Source organism: Streptomyces sp. NPDC004327, from assembly GCF_042873935.1.
Lineage (GTDB): Bacteria > Actinomycetota > Actinomycetes > Streptomycetales > Streptomycetaceae > Streptomyces.
On record NZ_JBIAME010000003.1, the window covers coordinates 38,594 to 54,495 of the forward strand.

18 protein-coding genes are annotated in these 15,902 nt (G+C 72.5%); 12 read left to right on the top strand and 6 right to left on the bottom strand.

Annotated elements, in window-relative coordinates:
• Positions 1–44: 44 nt before the first annotated feature.
• The gene (locus ACFYU9_RS10600; RefSeq protein ID WP_389344193.1) at positions 45–920 is read left to right on the top strand and encodes a phosphatidylinositol-specific phospholipase C; all 876 of its coding nucleotides are present in this window, start codon (positions 45–47) and stop codon (positions 918–920) included.
• A 9-nt stretch (positions 921–929) separates the two neighbouring features.
• Positions 930–1,550: a hypothetical protein gene (locus ACFYU9_RS10605; protein WP_389344195.1), complete on the top strand. Its 621-nt coding sequence runs from the start codon at positions 930–932 to the stop codon at positions 1,548–1,550.
• Here ACFYU9_RS10605 and ACFYU9_RS10610 read toward each other — a convergent pair.
• From ACFYU9_RS10610 to ACFYU9_RS10630, 5 genes are all read right to left on the bottom strand, one after another.
• Entirely contained in the window at positions 1,504–2,898 is a 1,395-nt protein-coding gene (locus tag ACFYU9_RS10610) for a sensor histidine kinase (RefSeq protein WP_389205219.1), read from the bottom strand. The two genes, ACFYU9_RS10605 and ACFYU9_RS10610, sit on opposite strands and share 47 nt — an antisense overlap.
• Positions 2,895–3,641 (bottom strand): response regulator transcription factor, encoded by a 747-nt coding sequence (locus ACFYU9_RS10615; RefSeq protein WP_389205306.1) that lies wholly within the window; start codon positions 3,639–3,641, stop codon positions 2,895–2,897. The genes ACFYU9_RS10610 and ACFYU9_RS10615 overlap by 4 nt, the downstream gene beginning before the upstream one ends.
• 40 nt (positions 3,642–3,681) lie before the next feature.
• Positions 3,682–4,731, bottom strand: coding sequence for a S1C family serine protease (locus ACFYU9_RS10620; protein ID WP_389205218.1), 1,050 nt, complete (start codon positions 4,729–4,731; stop codon positions 3,682–3,684).
• Between the two features lie 160 nt (positions 4,732–4,891).
• A complete protein-coding gene (locus ACFYU9_RS10625; protein ID WP_389205217.1) occupies positions 4,892–5,917 on the bottom strand; it encodes a LacI family DNA-binding transcriptional regulator in 1,026 nt (341 codons plus the stop codon).
• A gap of 61 nt (positions 5,918–5,978) precedes the next feature.
• On the bottom strand, positions 5,979–6,749 hold the full coding sequence (locus tag ACFYU9_RS10630; RefSeq protein WP_389344197.1) for a response regulator transcription factor: 771 nt from the start codon (positions 6,747–6,749) through the stop codon (positions 5,979–5,981).
• A 189-nt stretch (positions 6,750–6,938) separates the two neighbouring features.
• On the opposite strand from ACFYU9_RS10630, the gene ACFYU9_RS10635 reads away from it, so the two are divergent.
• From ACFYU9_RS10635 to ACFYU9_RS10665, 7 genes are all read left to right on the top strand, one after another.
• A complete protein-coding gene (locus tag ACFYU9_RS10635; RefSeq protein ID WP_389344199.1) occupies positions 6,939–7,781 on the top strand; it encodes an alpha/beta hydrolase family protein in 843 nt (280 codons plus the stop codon).
• Between the two features lie 45 nt (positions 7,782–7,826).
• On the top strand, positions 7,827–8,081 hold the full coding sequence (locus ACFYU9_RS10640) for a MoaD/ThiS family protein (protein ID WP_389205214.1): 255 nt from the start codon (positions 7,827–7,829) through the stop codon (positions 8,079–8,081).
• Positions 8,082–8,091: 10 nt separating this feature from the next.
• Positions 8,092–9,339, top strand: coding sequence for a hypothetical protein (locus ACFYU9_RS10645; RefSeq protein WP_389344200.1), 1,248 nt, complete (start codon positions 8,092–8,094; stop codon positions 9,337–9,339).
• Positions 9,340–9,440: 101 nt separating this feature from the next.
• Positions 9,441–10,133, top strand: a complete 693-nt coding sequence (locus tag ACFYU9_RS10650) for a DUF2993 domain-containing protein (RefSeq protein ID WP_389205212.1) — start codon at positions 9,441–9,443, stop codon at positions 10,131–10,133.
• A gap of 565 nt (positions 10,134–10,698) precedes the next feature.
• Positions 10,699–11,544, top strand: a complete 846-nt coding sequence (locus ACFYU9_RS10655) for a sulfurtransferase (protein ID WP_389344201.1) — start codon at positions 10,699–10,701, stop codon at positions 11,542–11,544.
• 36 nt (positions 11,545–11,580) lie between these two features.
• On the top strand, positions 11,581–11,868 hold the full coding sequence (locus tag ACFYU9_RS10660) for a DUF1416 domain-containing protein (protein WP_389205210.1): 288 nt from the start codon (positions 11,581–11,583) through the stop codon (positions 11,866–11,868).
• Between the two features lie 190 nt (positions 11,869–12,058).
• Positions 12,059–12,373: a DUF3099 domain-containing protein gene (locus ACFYU9_RS10665; protein ID WP_389205305.1), complete on the top strand. Its 315-nt coding sequence runs from the start codon at positions 12,059–12,061 to the stop codon at positions 12,371–12,373.
• Between the two features lie 28 nt (positions 12,374–12,401).
• Here ACFYU9_RS10665 and ACFYU9_RS10670 read toward each other — a convergent pair whose 3' ends face one another.
• Positions 12,402–12,764 carry a DsrE family protein gene (locus ACFYU9_RS10670; protein WP_389205209.1) on the bottom strand — a complete coding sequence of 121 codons (363 nt, stop codon included), beginning with the start codon at positions 12,762–12,764 and terminating at the stop codon, positions 12,402–12,404.
• Between the two features lie 301 nt (positions 12,765–13,065).
• Here ACFYU9_RS10670 and ACFYU9_RS10675 point away from each other — a divergent pair, with 301 nt between their 5' ends.
• From ACFYU9_RS10675 to ACFYU9_RS10685, 3 genes are read left to right on the top strand one after another with little or no spacing between them, the layout of a single operon-like run.
• The gene (locus ACFYU9_RS10675; RefSeq protein WP_389344203.1) at positions 13,066–13,839 is read left to right on the top strand and encodes a hypothetical protein; all 774 of its coding nucleotides are present in this window, start codon (positions 13,066–13,068) and stop codon (positions 13,837–13,839) included.
• On the top strand, positions 13,836–14,708 hold the full coding sequence (locus ACFYU9_RS10680; RefSeq protein ID WP_389205207.1) for a hypothetical protein: 873 nt from the start codon (positions 13,836–13,838) through the stop codon (positions 14,706–14,708). Before ACFYU9_RS10675 ends, ACFYU9_RS10680 begins: the two co-directional genes overlap by 4 nt.
• Entirely contained in the window at positions 14,705–15,682 is a 978-nt protein-coding gene (locus ACFYU9_RS10685) for a hypothetical protein (protein WP_389344205.1), read from the top strand. Before ACFYU9_RS10680 ends, ACFYU9_RS10685 begins: the two co-directional genes overlap by 4 nt.
• Positions 15,683–15,902: the final 220 nt, after the last annotated feature.

Genomic DNA, 15,902 nt, shown 5'->3' on the forward strand with positions numbered 1-15,902 from the left:
ATGACTATGGCAGGGGCACGTCAAGCACTGCCATAGTGCGGGCCATGGACCGACGACGCTTTCTCGCGGGCGCCGGCGCAGCCGGTGCCGCCCTGCTCGTGGGCACGGCAGGCACCCCGTCCGCCGCTGCGGCCACCGCCGCCCTAGGCACCCAGGACTGGATGGCTGCCCACGGCGACCCCACCCCGCTCCAGAGGCTCACGATCCCCGGCACCCACGACTCCGGCGCGCGCTACGGCGGCCCCTGGACCGAATGCCAGAACACCACGATCGCCCAGCAGCTCGACAGCGGCATCCGCTTCCTGGACGTACGGTGCCGGGTGACCGGCGGCTCCTTCGCCATCCACCACGGCGCCTCCTTCCAGAACCTGATGTTCGGCGACGTCCTCGGCGCCTGCTGGGACTTCCTCGCCGTGCACCCCACCGAGACCGTGCTCATGAGGGTCAAGCAGGAGTACTCGACCGAGTCCGACGCCACCTTCCGCGCGGTCTTCGACGACTACCTCGACCACCGCGGCTGGCGGCCCCTCTTCCGCATCGGCTCAGGCCTGCCGACCCTCGGCGAGGCCCGCGGCCGGGTCGTCCTGCTCGCCGACAACGCCGGACTGCCCGGACTGCGCTGGGCCGACGGTACGTACTTCGACGTCCAGGACGACTACCAGGCCGAGCCCTTCGCCAAGTGGCCCAAGATCCAGGCCCAGTTCCGCAAGGCGGCCGCCCAGCCCGGCCGCTGCTACGTCAACTTCGTCTCCACCGCCGCCGCCCTCCCGCCCCGCTGGAACGCCGACCGCCTCAACCCCCAGGTCCACGGCCTCCTCGACAGCGCCGAGGCGGCCGGCTGGAAGGGCCTCGGCATCGTCCCGCTCGACTTCCCCAACACCCGCACGGGACTCGTGGAGGCCCTGATCCGCCACAACTAGGCTCGTCCCATGAGAGCTTGGGTGGGGTTCGCGGTGAAGGCGACGGTGGCGGGGGCCGGGTTCGGGGCGGTGACCTCGCTCCTGAACGCGCTCGGCTCGCCGTACGGGTCCTTCGGCGCCGGACTGCGCGGTACCTTCTGGGCCCGGTGCGCCCAGGTGCTCAGCCTCCTCGTCGACACCGGATGGGCCTGGGCCGCGCTCGCCGTCGTCGCGGGTCTCGCGGCCGGGACCCGGCGGCGCGGCGCGGTGGCCGGGGTGGCGGCGCTGGGCGCGGCGTGCGCGGCGTACTACGTCACCGACGGCGTCGTCCGCGACGAGCCCTTCGGCACGTACGGCGGCGAGCTGCTGTTCTGGTGGGCCGGCAGCGTGCTCGCCGGCTCCGTCCTCGGGGCCGTCGGGGCGGCGGCCCGCCGGCCCGGGGCGGCCGGGCTGCTCGCCGGCCTCGTGGTGCCGGCCGGGGCCGCCGTGCAGATGGCCGTGCTGCCGCCGGGCACGACGACCGAGGCGTGGGCCGGGACCCTGGCCCGGGGCATCACCTGGGCCGGGGCCGCGGCCCTCGCGCTCTGGCTGGCCGTGCGGTTCGTCAGGCAGCCGCGTCCGGCGGCGGTGTCGGCGCGCCCGGGAGCGTGACCGTCGCCACCGTGCCGCCGCCCTCCGCCGGCGTCAGCGCCACCGTGCCGCCCGCCTGGCCGACCGTACGGGCGACGATCGACAGGCCGAGGCCCGACCCCGGCAGGCTGCGGGCCGACGGGGAGCGCCAGAAGCGGTCGAAGACGTGCGGGAGTTCGTCGGCCGGGATGCCCGGGCCGTGATCGCGCACGGTCAGCTCGCCGCGCATCAGCCGCACCTCGACCGTCCCGCGCGGCGGCGAGAACTTCACCGCGTTGTCCAGGACGTTGACCAGGGCCCGCTCCAGGGCCGCCGGCTCGGCCCGGACGTACCAGGGCGCGAGGTCCGCGTCGAAGGTCAGCTCGGGTCCGCGCAGCCGGGCCCGGTCGAGGGCCGAGCGCAGGATGACGTGCAGCGGCACCACTTCCAGCGGGCCCGGTTCGGCGGCCTCGGGGCGGGCGAGCTCCTGGAGGTCGCCGATCAGCGAGGCCAGCTCCGTCATCTGGGCCTTCACCGAGGCCATCAGCGCCCGCCGGTCGTCCGGCGGCAGCGCGCGGCCCGTCTGCTCGCTGCGCGCGAGGAGTTCGATGTTGGTGCGCAGCGAGGTCAGCGGCGTGCGCAGCTCGTGGCCCGCGTCGGCGATGAGCCGGGCCTGCCGGTCGCGGGAGGTGGCGAGCGCCGCCGTCATCGCGTTGAACGACCGGGAGAGCCGGGCGATCTCGTCCTCGCCCTCGACCGGGATCCGCACGGTCAGGTCCTCGGTCGCCGCCACGTGCTCGACCGCGCCCGTCAGCCGGTCCACCGGCGCGAGCCCGGTCCGCGCCACCCACAGTCCGGCCGCGCCCGCGCCGACGACCCCTATGCCGGAGACGACGAGCAGCACCCAGGCGAGGGTGTTCATCGAGTTGTCGATCTCGGACAGCGGCCGCGCCAGCGAGACCGCCATGCCGATCCGGCCCGGCTGGTCGTAGGTGTAGACCCGCATCTCGCGGCCGTCGCCGTCCCTGGTGGTGTGCAGCGTGTCCGTGAGCAGCCCCTGCGCCACGGCCAGGTCGGCGGCCTGTGCCGGGATGGGCGCCTTGCCGGACGTGCAGACGGTGCCGTCGGCCAGGATGACCTGCACGGTGTACGGCGGCAGCGGCGGCACCCGGGTCTCGGTGCGGCAGCCGCCGAGCACGAGGTTCAGGTACGTGTTGTCGACCTTGCTGCCGCGCAGCGAGGAGTCCAGCTCGCGCTCCAGCTGCGCCCGGGTCACGAACCAGCAGGCCAGCGACACCCCGGCCACCGCGAGCGCCACCGCGAGCGCGGTGAGCAGCGCGAGCCGGGAGCGCAGCGGCCGGGTCCGGAACCAGGCGAGGGGGCTGGTCACTCCGCCGCTCCGCCACGGAGCACGTAGCCGACCCCGCGCACGGTGTGCACGAGCCGCGGTTCGCCGCCGGCCTCCGTCTTGCGCCGCAGGTACATCACGTACACGTCCAGGGAGTTCGAGCTGGGCTCGAAGTCGAAGCCCCACACGGCCTTGAGGATCTGCTCGCGGGTGAGCACCTGCCGCGGGTGCGCCAGGAACATCTCCAGGAGCGTGAACTCGGTGCGGGTCAGCTCCACCGGCCGTCCGCCCCGCGTCACCTCGCGGGTGGCCAGGTCCATCCGCAGGTCGTCGAAGGCCATCACGTCGCCGGCCGCCTCGTCCGCCGACGCCCGGCGCTGCTGCGCCGCGTACGAGCTGCGCCGCAGCAGTGCCCGGATCCGCGCGAACAGCTCGTCCAGCTCGAACGGCTTCACCAGGTAGTCGTCGGCGCCCGCGTCGAGGCCGGTGACCCGGTCGCCGACGGTGTCGCGGGCGGTCAGCATCAGGATCGGCACGGTCGAGCCGGACGCGCGGATCCGGCGGGCGGCGGTGAGGCCGTCCATGCGGGGCATCTGGACGTCGAGGACGACGAGGTCGGGGCCGTACGACTCCAGCTTGGCGAGCGCGTCGAGCCCGTCGACGGCGTCCTGCGTCCCGTATCCCTCGAAGGCGAGGGACCGGCGCAGGGCCTCGCGGACGGCGGGCTCGTCGTCGACGATGAGGATGCGCTCGGTGCCCTGGGGTTCATTGTGCTGGCCACTCATGCCACTCATGGGGTCAGCGTCCCACGTGTCCTCCACGTGATCAGCTGCCGCCGCCCGAACGGAGCGCGTCCAGGTCGGCCTTGACGGTGTTCACCGGGATCGCGAATCCGAGACCGACGCTGCCGGCCGTGGAGCTGCTCGCGGAACTGGGCGAATACATGGCCGAATTGATTCCGATGATCTCGCCGTTCATATTGATCAGCGCGCCTCCGGAATTCCCGGGATTGAGGGAGGCGTCGGTCTGGATCGCCTTGTACGTGGTCTTCGACGAACCGGTGTCGCCGTTGAAGCGCTGCCCGCCGAACTCGAACGGCCAGCCCTGGCTCGGGTCGTACGGCTGCTGACCCTGGCCGCCGCCGTCCTGGCCGCCGCCCTCCTTCGCGACGGTCACGTCGCGGTCGAGCGCGGAGACGATGCCGCTGGTGACGGTGCCGGTCAGGCCCTCGGGCGAGCCGATGGCCACGACCTGGTCGCCGACCTGGAGCCGGGACGAGTCGCCGAGGGTGGCGGCCTTGAGGCCGGACGCGCCCTCCAGCTTGATCAGCGCGAGGTCCTTGTCGGGATCGGTGCCGACGACCGTGGCGCCGTAGGTCTTGCCGTCGCTGAGCCGCACGGTGATCGAGGAGGCGCCGGAGACGACGTGGTTGTTGGTGACGATCTCGCCGTCGGAGGTGATGATCACGCCCGAGCCGGTGGACCGGCCGCCGTTCGAGCTCGCCGAGATCTCCACGATGGACGGCGAGACGGCCTGCGCGACGCCGGCGACCGTGCCCTTGCTGCCGGCCGACACGTTCGTCCCGCTCACGCTGCTCGACGCGGCGGCGGTCGTGGTGCCGTCGGACATCCAGCGCTCGACGAGCGTCGCCGTGCCGCCGCCGACGGCCGCCGCGGCGATGGCCACGGCGGCGAGGAGGCCGACGCCGCGCTTGGCACGGCGGTGCGGCGCGGGGGCCGGGGCGGGGCCCGCGGCCTGAGCGGAGGGCCAGACGGTGGTGCCGTGCTCCGTCTGGAACGGCTGGGCCGGGTCGTACGGCGGCTTCGGCGGGTAGTACGGCTGCTGCTGCGGCTGGGGCTCCTGGTTGTCCGTCATGCCCACGACTCTCGGAGCCGTACATGAGAACCGTCTGAGGACGGGGTGAGAAGCCCGACAGAAGCCTGTATGCCCGAAATAAAGACCCGGGGGGCCCGGGTCCTCGGATCAGTGAGAGCAGCCGCAGGAACGGATCAGTGAGAGCAGCCGCAGGAACGGATCAGTGCGAGCAGCCGCAGGAGCGGCGCACGATCAGCGCCGACGGGAACTGCTTCACCCGCTCCCGGCGCGAGCCCGCCACCCGCAGCGAGTCGTCGAGGACCAGGTCCACCGCCGCCCGGGCCATCGCCGGGCGGTCCGAGTAGACCGTGGTCAGCGGCGGGTCGGCGAGCGCCGCCTCCTTGACGTCGTCGAAGCCCGCCACGGCGAGTTCCGACGGCACGTCGATGCGCAGCTCGCGGGCGGCCCGCAGCACGCCGAGGGCCTGGTCGTCCGTCGAGCAGAAGATGGCCGGCGGCCGGTCGGGGCCGGAGAGGATCTCCAGCGCGACCTTGTAGGCGTCGTAGCGGTTGTACGGGGCCTGGAAGAGCCGGCCCTCGATCGGCCGGCCCGCCTCCAGCATGGCCCGCCGCCAGCCCTCCTCGTGGTCGGCGACGGGGTCGCCGACGGCCGGGGTGTTGGGGATGCCGCCCATGCAGGCCACGTACTCGTGACCGTGCTCCAGGAGGTGCCGGGTGGCGAGCTGGGCGCCGCCGATGTCGTCGGTGACGACGGCGACGTCGTCGATCGCCTCGGGCCGCTCGTGCAGCAGCACCACGCGCGCGTCCCACGCCTCGATCTCGCTCGCGGCCTGCTCGCTCATGCCCTGGCTGACCAGGATCAGACCGGAGACCCGCATGCCGAGGAAGGCGCGCAGGTAGTGGATCTCGCGCTCGGTGCGGTAGTCGGAGTTGCCGACCAGGACCATCTTCCCGCGCTCGGCGGCGGCCTGCTCGACCGCGTGCGCCATCTCCGCGAAGAAGGGCTGGCGGGCGTCCGGGACGACCATGCCTATGAGGTCGGTGCGCCGGGACGCCATCGCCTGGGCGACCCGGTCGGGCCGGTACCCCAGTTCCTTGATCGCTGCGAGGACACGCTCGCGCGTGGCCGGGGCGACCGGCCGGGGTCCGTTGTTGATCACGTAACTCACGACGGCGGTCGACGTACCCGCCAGTCGTGCCACGTCATCCCGCGTCACCTTGGCCACGCGCGGAAGTCTACGCGTGGTGACCTAGCTACCGGCAGGTCGCGCTGTGGCATACGCCACGTTAACGGTCCTCCGCCGGAGTGAGTTTCCGCGCGTCGTCCTTGACGCGCGCCTCCGCTCCCGGTCCCGTGCGGCCCTCGGTGCGTTCCGTGCGGTCCGGCTTCTCGGGCGTGACGAAGCGGTAGCCGACGTTGCGCACGGTGCCGATCAGCGACTCGTGCTCGACGCCGAGCTTCGCCCGCAGGCGCCGCACGTGCACATCGACCGTTCGGGTGCCGCCGAAGTAGTCGTAGCCCCACACCTCCTGCAGCAGCTGGGCCCGGGTGAAGACCCGGCCCGGGTGCTGGGCGAGGTACTTGAGCAGCTCGAACTCCTTGAAGGTCAGGTCCAGGACCCGGCCCTTCAGCTTCGCGCTGTACGTGGCCTCGTCCACCGACAGGTCGCCGTTGCGGATCTCCATCGGGGAGTCGTCGACGCTGATCTGCTGCCGGCCCATGGCCAGGCGCAGCCGCGCCTCCACCTCGGCCGGCCCGGCGGTGTCGAGCAGCACGTCGTCCACGCCCCAGTCGGCGGTGACGGCCGCGAGCCCGCCCTCCGTCACGACGAGGATCAGCGGACAGCCGGGGCCCGTGGAGCGCAGCAGCTGGCAGAGCGAGCGGATCTGCGGCAGGTCGCGCCGGCCGTCCACCAGGATCGCGTCGGCGCCCGGCGTGTCCACCAGGGCCGGGCCCTCGGCCGGGGCCACGCGCACGTTGTGCAGCAGCAGACCGAGTGCGGGCAGCACCTCGGCCGACGGCTGGAGGGCATTGGTGAGGAGCAGCAGTGAGCTCATCGCGCGCTGCCTCCTGCCTGGCTCGCGGGTCGGTTGTGGGTCGTACGCGGTCGATCGTCCATGACGTCGGTTCCTCCTCGGCCCTCGCGCCCCGAGAGCTTTTGTTCACCTGTCCGTAACAACGGTCGGAAAACACAAAAGGACCCGGGGGCTGCGGTGCCCGGATCCTCTGCAAGCAGAATAGCCGACATGAGTTCCGAGGCAGAGAGCCGATTTCACATGGTGGATGTTTCTCAGATCACTTCCCGCCCTGTGCAGGACATGCTCCGGACCGATCTCCGTACCGACGACGGTGTCCGGATCGAGGCGGTTTACGAACCTTCCACGGCAAGTGTCACCGATCCGGCCGCCGGCACCGCCGTCGTCGTGGCACACGGGTTCACCGGCTCGGCCGACCGGCCCGCGCTCCGGCGCGCCGTCGCCGCCTTCCGCGACCGGGCGTCCGTCGTCTCCTTCTCCTTCCGCGGCCACGGCGGCTCCGGCGGCCGCTCCACCGTCGGCGACCGCGAGGTCCTCGACCTGTCCGCCGCCGTCCGCTGGGCCCGTGAGCTCGGCCACGCGCGCGTGGTGACGGTCGGCTTCTCGATGGGCGGCTCGGTGGTGCTGCGGCACGCGGCGGTCGAGCGCGACGCGGACGCCCGCGCGGACGCGGTGGCCGCCGTGAGCGCCCCCGCCCGCTGGTACTACCGGGGCACGCCCTCGATGCGCCGCGTCCACTGGGTGGTCACCCGGCCGCTCGGCCGGGTCGTCGGCCGGGTCGGGCTCGGCACCCGCATCCACAACAGGGACTGGGATCCGGTGCCGCTGTCGCCGGTCGAGGCGGTGCCGCTGATCGCGCCGACGCCGCTGCTCATCGTGCACGGCGACCGCGACCCGTACTTCCCCGTCGATCACCCCCGGATGCTGGCCGCCGCGGCCGAGCGGGCCGGCGCCCCGGCCGAGCTGTGGCTGGAGCGGGGCATGGGCCACGCCGAGAACGCGGCCGACGACGAGCTGCTGCGGCGCCTCGGGAACTGGCTGGCCCGGCCATAGCCCATCATGGGGGGCGGCGCGCACACGAACGAAGGGAGCGCCGTCATGGCAGCGGGAACCATCCGCTACTGGGCCGCGGCGAAGGCCGCCGCCCAAGTCGCCGAGGAGCCGTACGCGGCCGACACCCTCGCGGAGGCGCTCGACGCCGCCCGCGAGCGGCACCCCGGCGAGCTGGCGCGCGTCCTCCTGCGCTGCTCGTTCCTGATCGACGGCGACCCCGTCGGGACGCGCGCGCATGAGACGGTACGGCTGGCCGAGGGCGGCACGGTCGAGGTGCTCCCCCCGTTCGCAGGAGGGTGAACCGCACACCATGAGCAGTGATCAGCACTACCCGTACGACCCGCAGGCCGGGCCCCAGGACGGCCCGTCCTACGACCCCGAGGTCACCCAGACGTGGGAGGGCCAGACCTGGGACACGCAGTCCCAGCCGACGGTGCAGCCGCAGCAGCCGCAGCCGCAGGTGCAGCACGCGCAGCATCCGCACCCGCAGGTACAGGTGCGGGCTGAGGCACAGGCCCAGGCGCAGTACCAGGAGTACGGCCGGCAGCAGTACGCACAGGAGCACGCGCAGGAGTACGCGCGGCAGCCGGTGACCGGCGGCCACCCGCTGCCGCCCGAGGCGCTGTACGAGCCCCCGGTGGCCTACGAGGCTCCCGCACCGGCCGCGTACGAGCCCCCGGCGGCCTACGAGGCTCCCGCCCCCGCCGCGTACGAGGCCCCGGCTCCCGCGCCGCTCCCGGCCTCCGCCGCTTCGGCCTCCGGCGCCGAGTACTCCGCCCCCACCACCTCCGGCAGCTCCCGGATCACCGACGCCCAGCGCGCCCGCGCCGAGGGCCGGTCGCCGATCATCGAGCCCGGGATGCAGCCGGCCGCGCTGACGGCCGTGCTCGGCGTGCTGCTCGCCGCCGGCGCGGCGGTCGGTTCGTACGCGCTGCTCGTCCCGCTCGTCCTGCTCCAGGCGGTCACCGCCGCCGGCTGGTTCCGGCTCAACGGCATGTGGCCGGCCCGGCAGGGCATCGCCCTCGCGTTCCTCGGCGGTGTCGCCGCGGACGGGGCGCTGCTCGCGGTCGGCCGGGAGAACGCGCCGGCGGCGATCATCGGCACGCTCGGCGTCTGGGTCCTGCTGACGCTGGTGCTCCAGCTGCGCAGCCACGCCGATCCCGACGAGCGGATGTACGGCCTGATGGCGACCGTCGTGTCCGCGGCGCTCGCGATCCTGGCCGCCGGGCACCTCGGCGCGGACCCGGACGCGGTGGTCGTCGGCGCGGTGTCCGTCGCCGCCGCGGTCCTCGCCCGGGCGCTCCCGCTGCCCGGCCCCGTCTCGGTCGTCGCGGCCCTGCTGGCCGCGGCCGGTGCCGGCGTCGCGGCCGGCGCCTTCACCGACCTGGGCACCGGCGGGGCGCTGCTCGGCCTGGGCGCCGGGGTGTGCGCGCTGGTCGGCCTGCGGGTGGCGAGCTACGACTACCCGTCGCGGTTCGTCCACATGACGGCGGGCGTGGCGCTGCCGCTGACGGCGGCCGTGCCCGCCGTCTACCTGCTGGGACGGGTGCTGGGCTGAGCCGCTCCCGCGGGCTCCGGGGAACCGACCGGCCCTCCGACACGTCGATCTTCGTGTCGGAGGGCCGGAGCTTTTTGCTGGTGACGAGGAGGACGTGGGCGATGCGAGCGCTGCGGAGGATGCTGATCGCGACCGTGGTGCTCTGCGGACTCCTCGCCGGCGCGGACCGGCTGGCCGCCGCCTACGCGGAGTCGCGGGCGGCCGGCGAGGTGTCGCTCGGCGGCATGACGGCCGAGTCCAAGGACGTCGACATCAAGGGCTTCCCGTTCCTCACCCAGGTCGCCGACAAGCGGTTCGGCGAGGTCGACGTGGCCCTGAGCGGCATCCGGGCGAGCGCCGGCGGCCGGCCGGTGCGCATCGGCGAGATGACCGCCACGCTTGCCGACGTCACCCTGGACGACGACTACGCGATCGAGCGCGCCCGCAGCGCGAACATCACCGCCCTGATCTCGTACCCCGACCTGGTGGCCGCCTCCGGCGAGGACGCGAAGGTCGCGTACGGCGGCGCCGGCAAGCTGAAGGTGACGGGCGGGGTGCGGTTCCTGGGGCAGACGTTCACGCGCACGGTGACGTCCACGGTGACCCTGGTCGGCCGCGACACCATCCGCGTGCGGGCCGACGAGGTGCCCGGCGAGGGCATCCCGGGCCTGGAGCAGATGGTGCGGGCCCGGACCGACTTCGACTGGCGGGTCGACGGCCTGCCGAAGGGCATGCGGCTGACGAAGGTCGAGCCGCGCCAGGACGGCCTCGCGGTGACGGGGACCGGCGAGAACGTGGTCCTGACGACCTCCTGAGCGTTCCACGGCAGGCACGGAGCACCTCCCCGGCGCACGCTGAGCGCTCCCGGGCACGGGCTGCGCCCTGGGCGCCCGCTCGGCGTGTCCCGACCGGATCCCGAGCGGGTCCCGAGAGCCGCCCGGATCCGCCGCTGATCACATGATGAGACAGTGGCGTCCGATCCGTAGAAACAATGGCCAAGACCGCTGTCCGCGGACCCTCCCGGGTGATCCGTACCCATTTCCCGTCCCGAATTCCGGACGATCGTGTCTCAAAATACGACACGCCGGTGACACGGCCGCCTGTCCGTCCCTACGATCGTCGGCATGAAGCGACAGGCGGATCTCACGAAGCGGCGGGCAGTAGACCTGTGCCGCATCGCCGCCATGCTCTGTCGCCCTGTCTGAGCGGGACGCACCTCGCCCCGTATTTCCTCAGGCCCTCCGACGTGATGTCGGGGCCACCCCTGCGCAGCCGTACGCCGTCGTCCGCACGCCCACCGCACCGCATGCGCGCCGACGCGTACCCGCACCGCACCACCCCGCACGACACCGCCGCACACTGCCCCGGAGGAGAAACAGCATGGCTCGCAGCGACGTCCTGGTCGACGCCGACTGGGTCGAGGCCAACCTCGACAACCCGCAGGTCGCCCTGGTCGAGGTCGACGAGGACACCTCGGCGTACGACAAGAACCACATCAAGAACGCGATCCGGATCGACTGGACGAAGGACCTCCAGGACCCGGTCCGCCGCGACTTCATCGACCAGGAGGGCTTCGAGAAGCTCCTCTCGGCCAAGGGCATCGGCAACGACACCACGGTCGTCCTCTACGGCGGCAACAACAACTGGTTCGCCTCGTACGCCTACTGGTACTTCAAGCTGTACGGCCACCAGGACGTCAAGCTGCTCGACGGCGGCCGCAAGAAGTGGGAGCTCGACTCCCGCGACCTGGTCGACGGCTCCGAGGTCCCGAACCGCCCGGCCACCGAGTACAAGGCCAAGGCCCAGGACGCCTCGATCCGCGCCTTCCGCGACGACGTCGTGGCCGCGATCGGCTCGCAGAACATCGTCGACGTGCGTTCGCCCGACGAGTTCTCCGGCAAGCTGCTCGCCCCCGCGCACCTCCCGCAGGAGCAGTCGCAGCGCCCGGGCCACGTCCCGTCCGCCCGCAACATCCCCTGGTCGAAGAACGCCAACGACGACGGCACCTTCAAGTCGGACGAGGAGCTCACGGCCCTCTACGCCGACGAGCAGGTCGACCTGGCGAAGGACTCCATCGCCTACTGCCGCATCGGCGAGCGCTCCGCGCTCACCTGGTTCGTCCTGCACGAGCTGCTCGGCGTCCAGAACGTCAAGAACTACGACGGCTCCTGGACCGAGTACGGCTCCCTCGTCGGCGTGCCGATCGAGCTCGGCGCCAACAAGTAAGCCCTTCCCCCTTCCTCGACCGTAAGGATTCCTGACATGTGCGGAGCGCAGCCCGGCGGCCCCGACGCCTCGACGATCAAGCCCGGTGAGACCACGATCCAGGGCTACGTGACCAAGGACGGCCAGCCCGTCACCGGTTACGTCCGTCTCCTCGACTCCACCGGCGAGTTCACGGCCGAGGTCCCCACCTCCGCCACCGGCCAGTTCCGCTTCTACGCGGCCGAGGGCACCTGGACCGTCCGCGCCCTGGTCCCGGGCGCCACCGCCGACCGTCAGGTCGTGGCCCAGAAGGGTGGCCTCGCCGAGGTCGCCATCGCGGTCTGATTTCCCGACGCGCCTCTCGCACCGCTCGGCGCCGGGGCGCCGCACAGGCTTCGAGGCGCCGCGCCGGCCTCCGTCCGTCGGAGTCCGGCGCGGCGGGAAGCCACACCGAACGGCCGTGGGGCCGTGCCTCCTGGGGGGTTGGACGCCATCACCAGGGATTTGAGGCACGGCCCTTCGGTCTGCCCGCGCACTGTCGGCGGCCGCCCGGCGGTCGTACGCTGAAGGTGTGTACGCACGGCGACGACGCGTCTACTTCTGGATGATGGGCGTCTGCCTGGTGCTTTTCGTGGGCGCCTGGGCCGTCGTGCGCCTGTTCTCGGTCCCGGCCGCGATCGGGATGTGCGTGGTCGCCATGCTCATCCCGCCCGTCGCGGCGATGGTCGCGAACCGGCGCGGTCCGGAGGACCGCTGGTGGGACGACCCCAGCGGCGACAAGCAGTCCGACGAGTGGTGGGACGAGCTCGACGGCAAGAACAAGCGCGACCGCGACGACCGGGACTCGTGAGCGGAGAGCGGGAGCGGGCTGGAGCGGGCTAGTAGACGAGCGCCTGGGTCTCGTCCGCCGTCGCCTCCTGCACGAACACCTGCGCACCCGCGATCCGTACGCCCTTCAGGACGTCGTCCTCGGTGATGTCGCGGCGGGCGGCGCACTGCGTGCACAGCGTGACGCGACCGGCCGCCAGGATCGAGTCGATCAGGTCCGGCAGCGGCGCCGCGTGCGGGAGCTCGAACTCCGCCGCGCGCCCGGGCAGCGCGAACCAGGACGACTCGCCGGTCAGCCACAGCGACACCTCGACGCCACTGGCGACGGCGACGGCGGCCACCGTGAATGCCTGCGAGCAGCGTTCGGGGGCGTCGGCCCCGGCGGTCACCTTGATCACGAGCTTCTTCGCCATATACCGAACTGTAATGCGGTCCCTGGCAACCCCATGCGCACCTCACGGGTCAGTTGGGTGCGCGGTGATACGGAATCCGCGCTTCTAGTCTCGTGGGGGGACTGCTTTGGAAGCCTCAGAAGCGGTGGGATCCGCTCAAAACGACCCGGCGTCCGCGCCCGGCCAGGCGCCGATACCGGCGCCGGCGCCGGTTACCGCCCCGGCGCCCGTGCCGGAATCCTCGCCGGCTCAGGCTCAGCCTCCGGCCCAGGCTCAGCCTCCGGCCGAGGCTCAGGCCGCGGCTCCGGCTTCCGCTCCGGCCGTGGGTCAGGTACAGGTCCATGTCGCGGACACGGACCGGGTCGCGGCTCCGCGCCGCCGGGCCGGCCGCACGGTCGCGCTGATCGCCGTCGCCGCCGTGCTCGGCGTCATCGGCGGCACGGCCGTCGGCTACGGCGTACAGGCACAGCGCGAGCCCACGCCGCTGCCGGCCCTCAACCAGCCGGGCCTCGCCTACCCGGCCAAGCCGCTGCCCAAGGGCCAGGAGCCCGCGCCGCTGTCCGCCGCCGAGGACCACCAGGCCAAGGCCGCAGGGGACCTGCGCAAGCTGCTCGTGCCCCGCCCCGCCGGCGCCCGCGAGGCCGAGTTCGGGCCCCGCGACGGCTGGTACGCCCTCTCCTCGTACGCGGAGGGCTTCAAGGACGAGGGCTGGATGCTCGAGTTCCTCGACGAGAACCGGGTGCGCCGGATCGCCGTGCGCAGCTGGGATTCCGGCGAGAACCGCTCGACGACCGTGCACCTGGTCCAGTTCCGGGCCTCGGACACGCTCGGCGCGGTCGAGCACGCCGAAGGCCAGCGGGACTACATGCCGGAGAAGAAGTTCGCGGGCAACGACGGCGACCCGATCAAGGGCAGCGGCAACGGCCGCTACTACCTCTACCCGGTGGAGAAGAAGGCCGGCTACCTCGACCTCTACCACGCCCGGGCCCTGTTCCAGCGCGGCGACGTGATGGTCGACATCACCATCTACGACACGAAGAAGATCAGCAAGAGCGACATCCGCTCGCTGGCCGAGAAGCAGCTGGAGCGCCTGTGAGCGAGCACCCGATCCCCGAGGAGACCCAGGTGCCGGACGCGGCGCAGGTGCCGGACGCGCAGCTGCCGGGCAAGGCGCGGGGCGGACGCGGGCGGAAGCTGCTGACCGTCGTCCTGCCCGCCGTCCTCGTGCTCGGCGCCGCCGGCGGCGGCATCGCCTACACCGCCGTGACCGTCGCGGGTGCCGACCGGTCGGCACCGACCGTCGCCTGGCAGGACCCGGAGCAGGACCCGTCCGAGAAGGCCGCGGCGAAGCTCGCCAAGGACCCCGCCGAAAGCGCCCTCAAGGGCCGCACGGACACCCCGATGAGGAAGCTCCTGCTGCCCGCCCCGAGCGGCTTCCACCTCGGCCCGGACGTCGAGTCGTACGGGAACGACGGCGAGCTGGGCGAGAAGGAGGCGGTCGTCCTCCTCAAGAACGACGCGCGCGGTCTCTCCGGCAAGAAGCGCCGCGACTACGAGAAGCGGATCGACCGGCTCGGCGTGCAGGGCATCGGCGTGCGCTCGTTCAGTTCGGACTCCGACGACCTCGTCGTGGAGGTCCAGATCGTCCGCATGAAGAACAAGCAGCGCATCCACGACCTGCACGAGGTCAAGCGGGAGATCGCCGAGATCCTGAAGTTCCCCAAGGGACCGAGGATCGAGGGCCACAAGAACTCGGCCTGCTATCTGACGCCGGACTTCGACGCGGCCCGTGACGACGACAAGGACGACGACTCGGACCTCGGCGGGATGACCTGCTCCGCGTACGACTCCGACCTGCTGGTCTTCGTCCGGGCGTACGGTTCCGCGCCCTTTGAGAAGAGCTCCGTCGCCGAGCTGGTGAAGAAGCAGCTCGACCACATCAAGTCCCCGGGGGAGTACGTATGAGCGAGCAGCAGACGGTCGCCGAGGCCGTGCCGGATCCGTCGCCCGCCCCGGAGCCCGGCGCCGGTACGGACACCGTCACCGGGTCCGGCACAGGCAGCGGCGCCGGTACGGACACGGTCACCAGCACCCGTACCGACACAGACACTGGTACAGACACCGGCACCGGTACGGGCACCGGCACTGGCACTGGCACCGGCACCCGGTCCGGGAAGGCGCGGCGCGTGCTCGGGGCGGTCGCGCGCTGGACGGCGGCCCTGGTGGTCTGCGGCGGTGTCGGCGCCGGCACCGCGGCCGCCATCACCTCGATGGAGCGCACCGACGTGCCGGGCCTCGCCACCGAGAGCGACGGCCGGTGGGAGTACCCGCGGCTGGGCCTCCCGCCGCTGCCCGAGGGCTCCCCGCGGCCGTTCACCGACGGCAACGAGGGCGAGATCCACCACGCCGACATCCGCCGGCTGCTGCTGCCCGCCCCGGCGGGCGCCACGGTCGACCCGAAGGCGGACGGCGGCTGGACCAGCACGGACGCGTTCCTGTCCGCTCTCTACGCGAAGGACGACCGGGCCGAGCTGAAGCAGGCCCTCGCCGACTCCACCCTCCGCCACATCGCGGCCCGCTCGTGGACGATGCCGGACGGCACCCGCAGCAGCGTCCACCTGCTGCGCTTCGGGTCGGTCGCGTACGCCGAGGAGTTCAAGGACGCGCTCGTGTCCTCGGACAGCGGCGACGTGGTCCCGGCCCTCCTGCCGGAGGGCGTGCAGAGCGCGAAGATGGACACCTTCGGCGACGACATCGACGTACCGGACACCCGTCCGTACGTGTTCCAGGAGCCGAAGCCGTACGGCCCCGAGCAGACCCGCTGGGCGTACATCCAGGCGGGGGACACGGTCGCGGTCGTCCTCCAGTCCCACAAGGGCGAGGCCGCGCTCGTGCCGTTCCAGCAGACGGTGACCCTGCAGAACCAGCTGCTCGGCTGATCGCCCTACGAGCTCACGTACGAGATCGCCGTAAGGGATCGCCGTACGAGATCACGTACGAGACCCACCTCACCGAGAGCGCCGGGCCCCCGCCCACTAAGCTGGGGCCCGGCCCGTTCCGCCTTCACCGCTCACAGAGGAGCATCACGTGATCGTCTTCTTCGAAACTCTGCTGGCGCTCGTCTGTGTCGCGGTGCTCGCCTTCGCCGGTCTGACCGTG

Coding starts and splice junctions, on each gene's coding strand:
- ACFYU9_RS10600 (WP_389344193.1), top strand. CDS start 45: ATGGACCGACGACGCTTTCTCGCGGGCGCCGGCGCAGCCGGTGCCGCC.
- ACFYU9_RS10605 (WP_389344195.1), top strand. CDS start 930: ATGAGAGCTTGGGTGGGGTTCGCGGTGAAGGCGACGGTGGCGGGGGCC.
- ACFYU9_RS10615 (WP_389205306.1), bottom strand. CDS start 3,641: ATGAGTGGCCAGCACAATGAACCCCAGGGCACCGAGCGCATCCTCATC.
- ACFYU9_RS10620 (WP_389205218.1), bottom strand. CDS start 4,731: ATGACGGACAACCAGGAGCCCCAGCCGCAGCAGCAGCCGTACTACCCG.
- ACFYU9_RS10630 (WP_389344197.1), bottom strand. CDS start 6,749: ATGAGCTCACTGCTGCTCCTCACCAATGCCCTCCAGCCGTCGGCCGAG.
- ACFYU9_RS10635 (WP_389344199.1), top strand. CDS start 6,939: ATGAGTTCCGAGGCAGAGAGCCGATTTCACATGGTGGATGTTTCTCAG.
- ACFYU9_RS10640 (WP_389205214.1), top strand. CDS start 7,827: ATGGCAGCGGGAACCATCCGCTACTGGGCCGCGGCGAAGGCCGCCGCC.
- ACFYU9_RS10645 (WP_389344200.1), top strand. CDS start 8,092: ATGAGCAGTGATCAGCACTACCCGTACGACCCGCAGGCCGGGCCCCAG.
- ACFYU9_RS10650 (WP_389205212.1), top strand. CDS start 9,441: ATGCGAGCGCTGCGGAGGATGCTGATCGCGACCGTGGTGCTCTGCGGA.
- ACFYU9_RS10655 (WP_389344201.1), top strand. CDS start 10,699: ATGGCTCGCAGCGACGTCCTGGTCGACGCCGACTGGGTCGAGGCCAAC.
- ACFYU9_RS10660 (WP_389205210.1), top strand. CDS start 11,581: ATGTGCGGAGCGCAGCCCGGCGGCCCCGACGCCTCGACGATCAAGCCC.
- ACFYU9_RS10670 (WP_389205209.1), bottom strand. CDS start 12,764: ATGGCGAAGAAGCTCGTGATCAAGGTGACCGCCGGGGCCGACGCCCCC.
- ACFYU9_RS10685 (WP_389344205.1), top strand. CDS start 14,705: ATGAGCGAGCAGCAGACGGTCGCCGAGGCCGTGCCGGATCCGTCGCCC.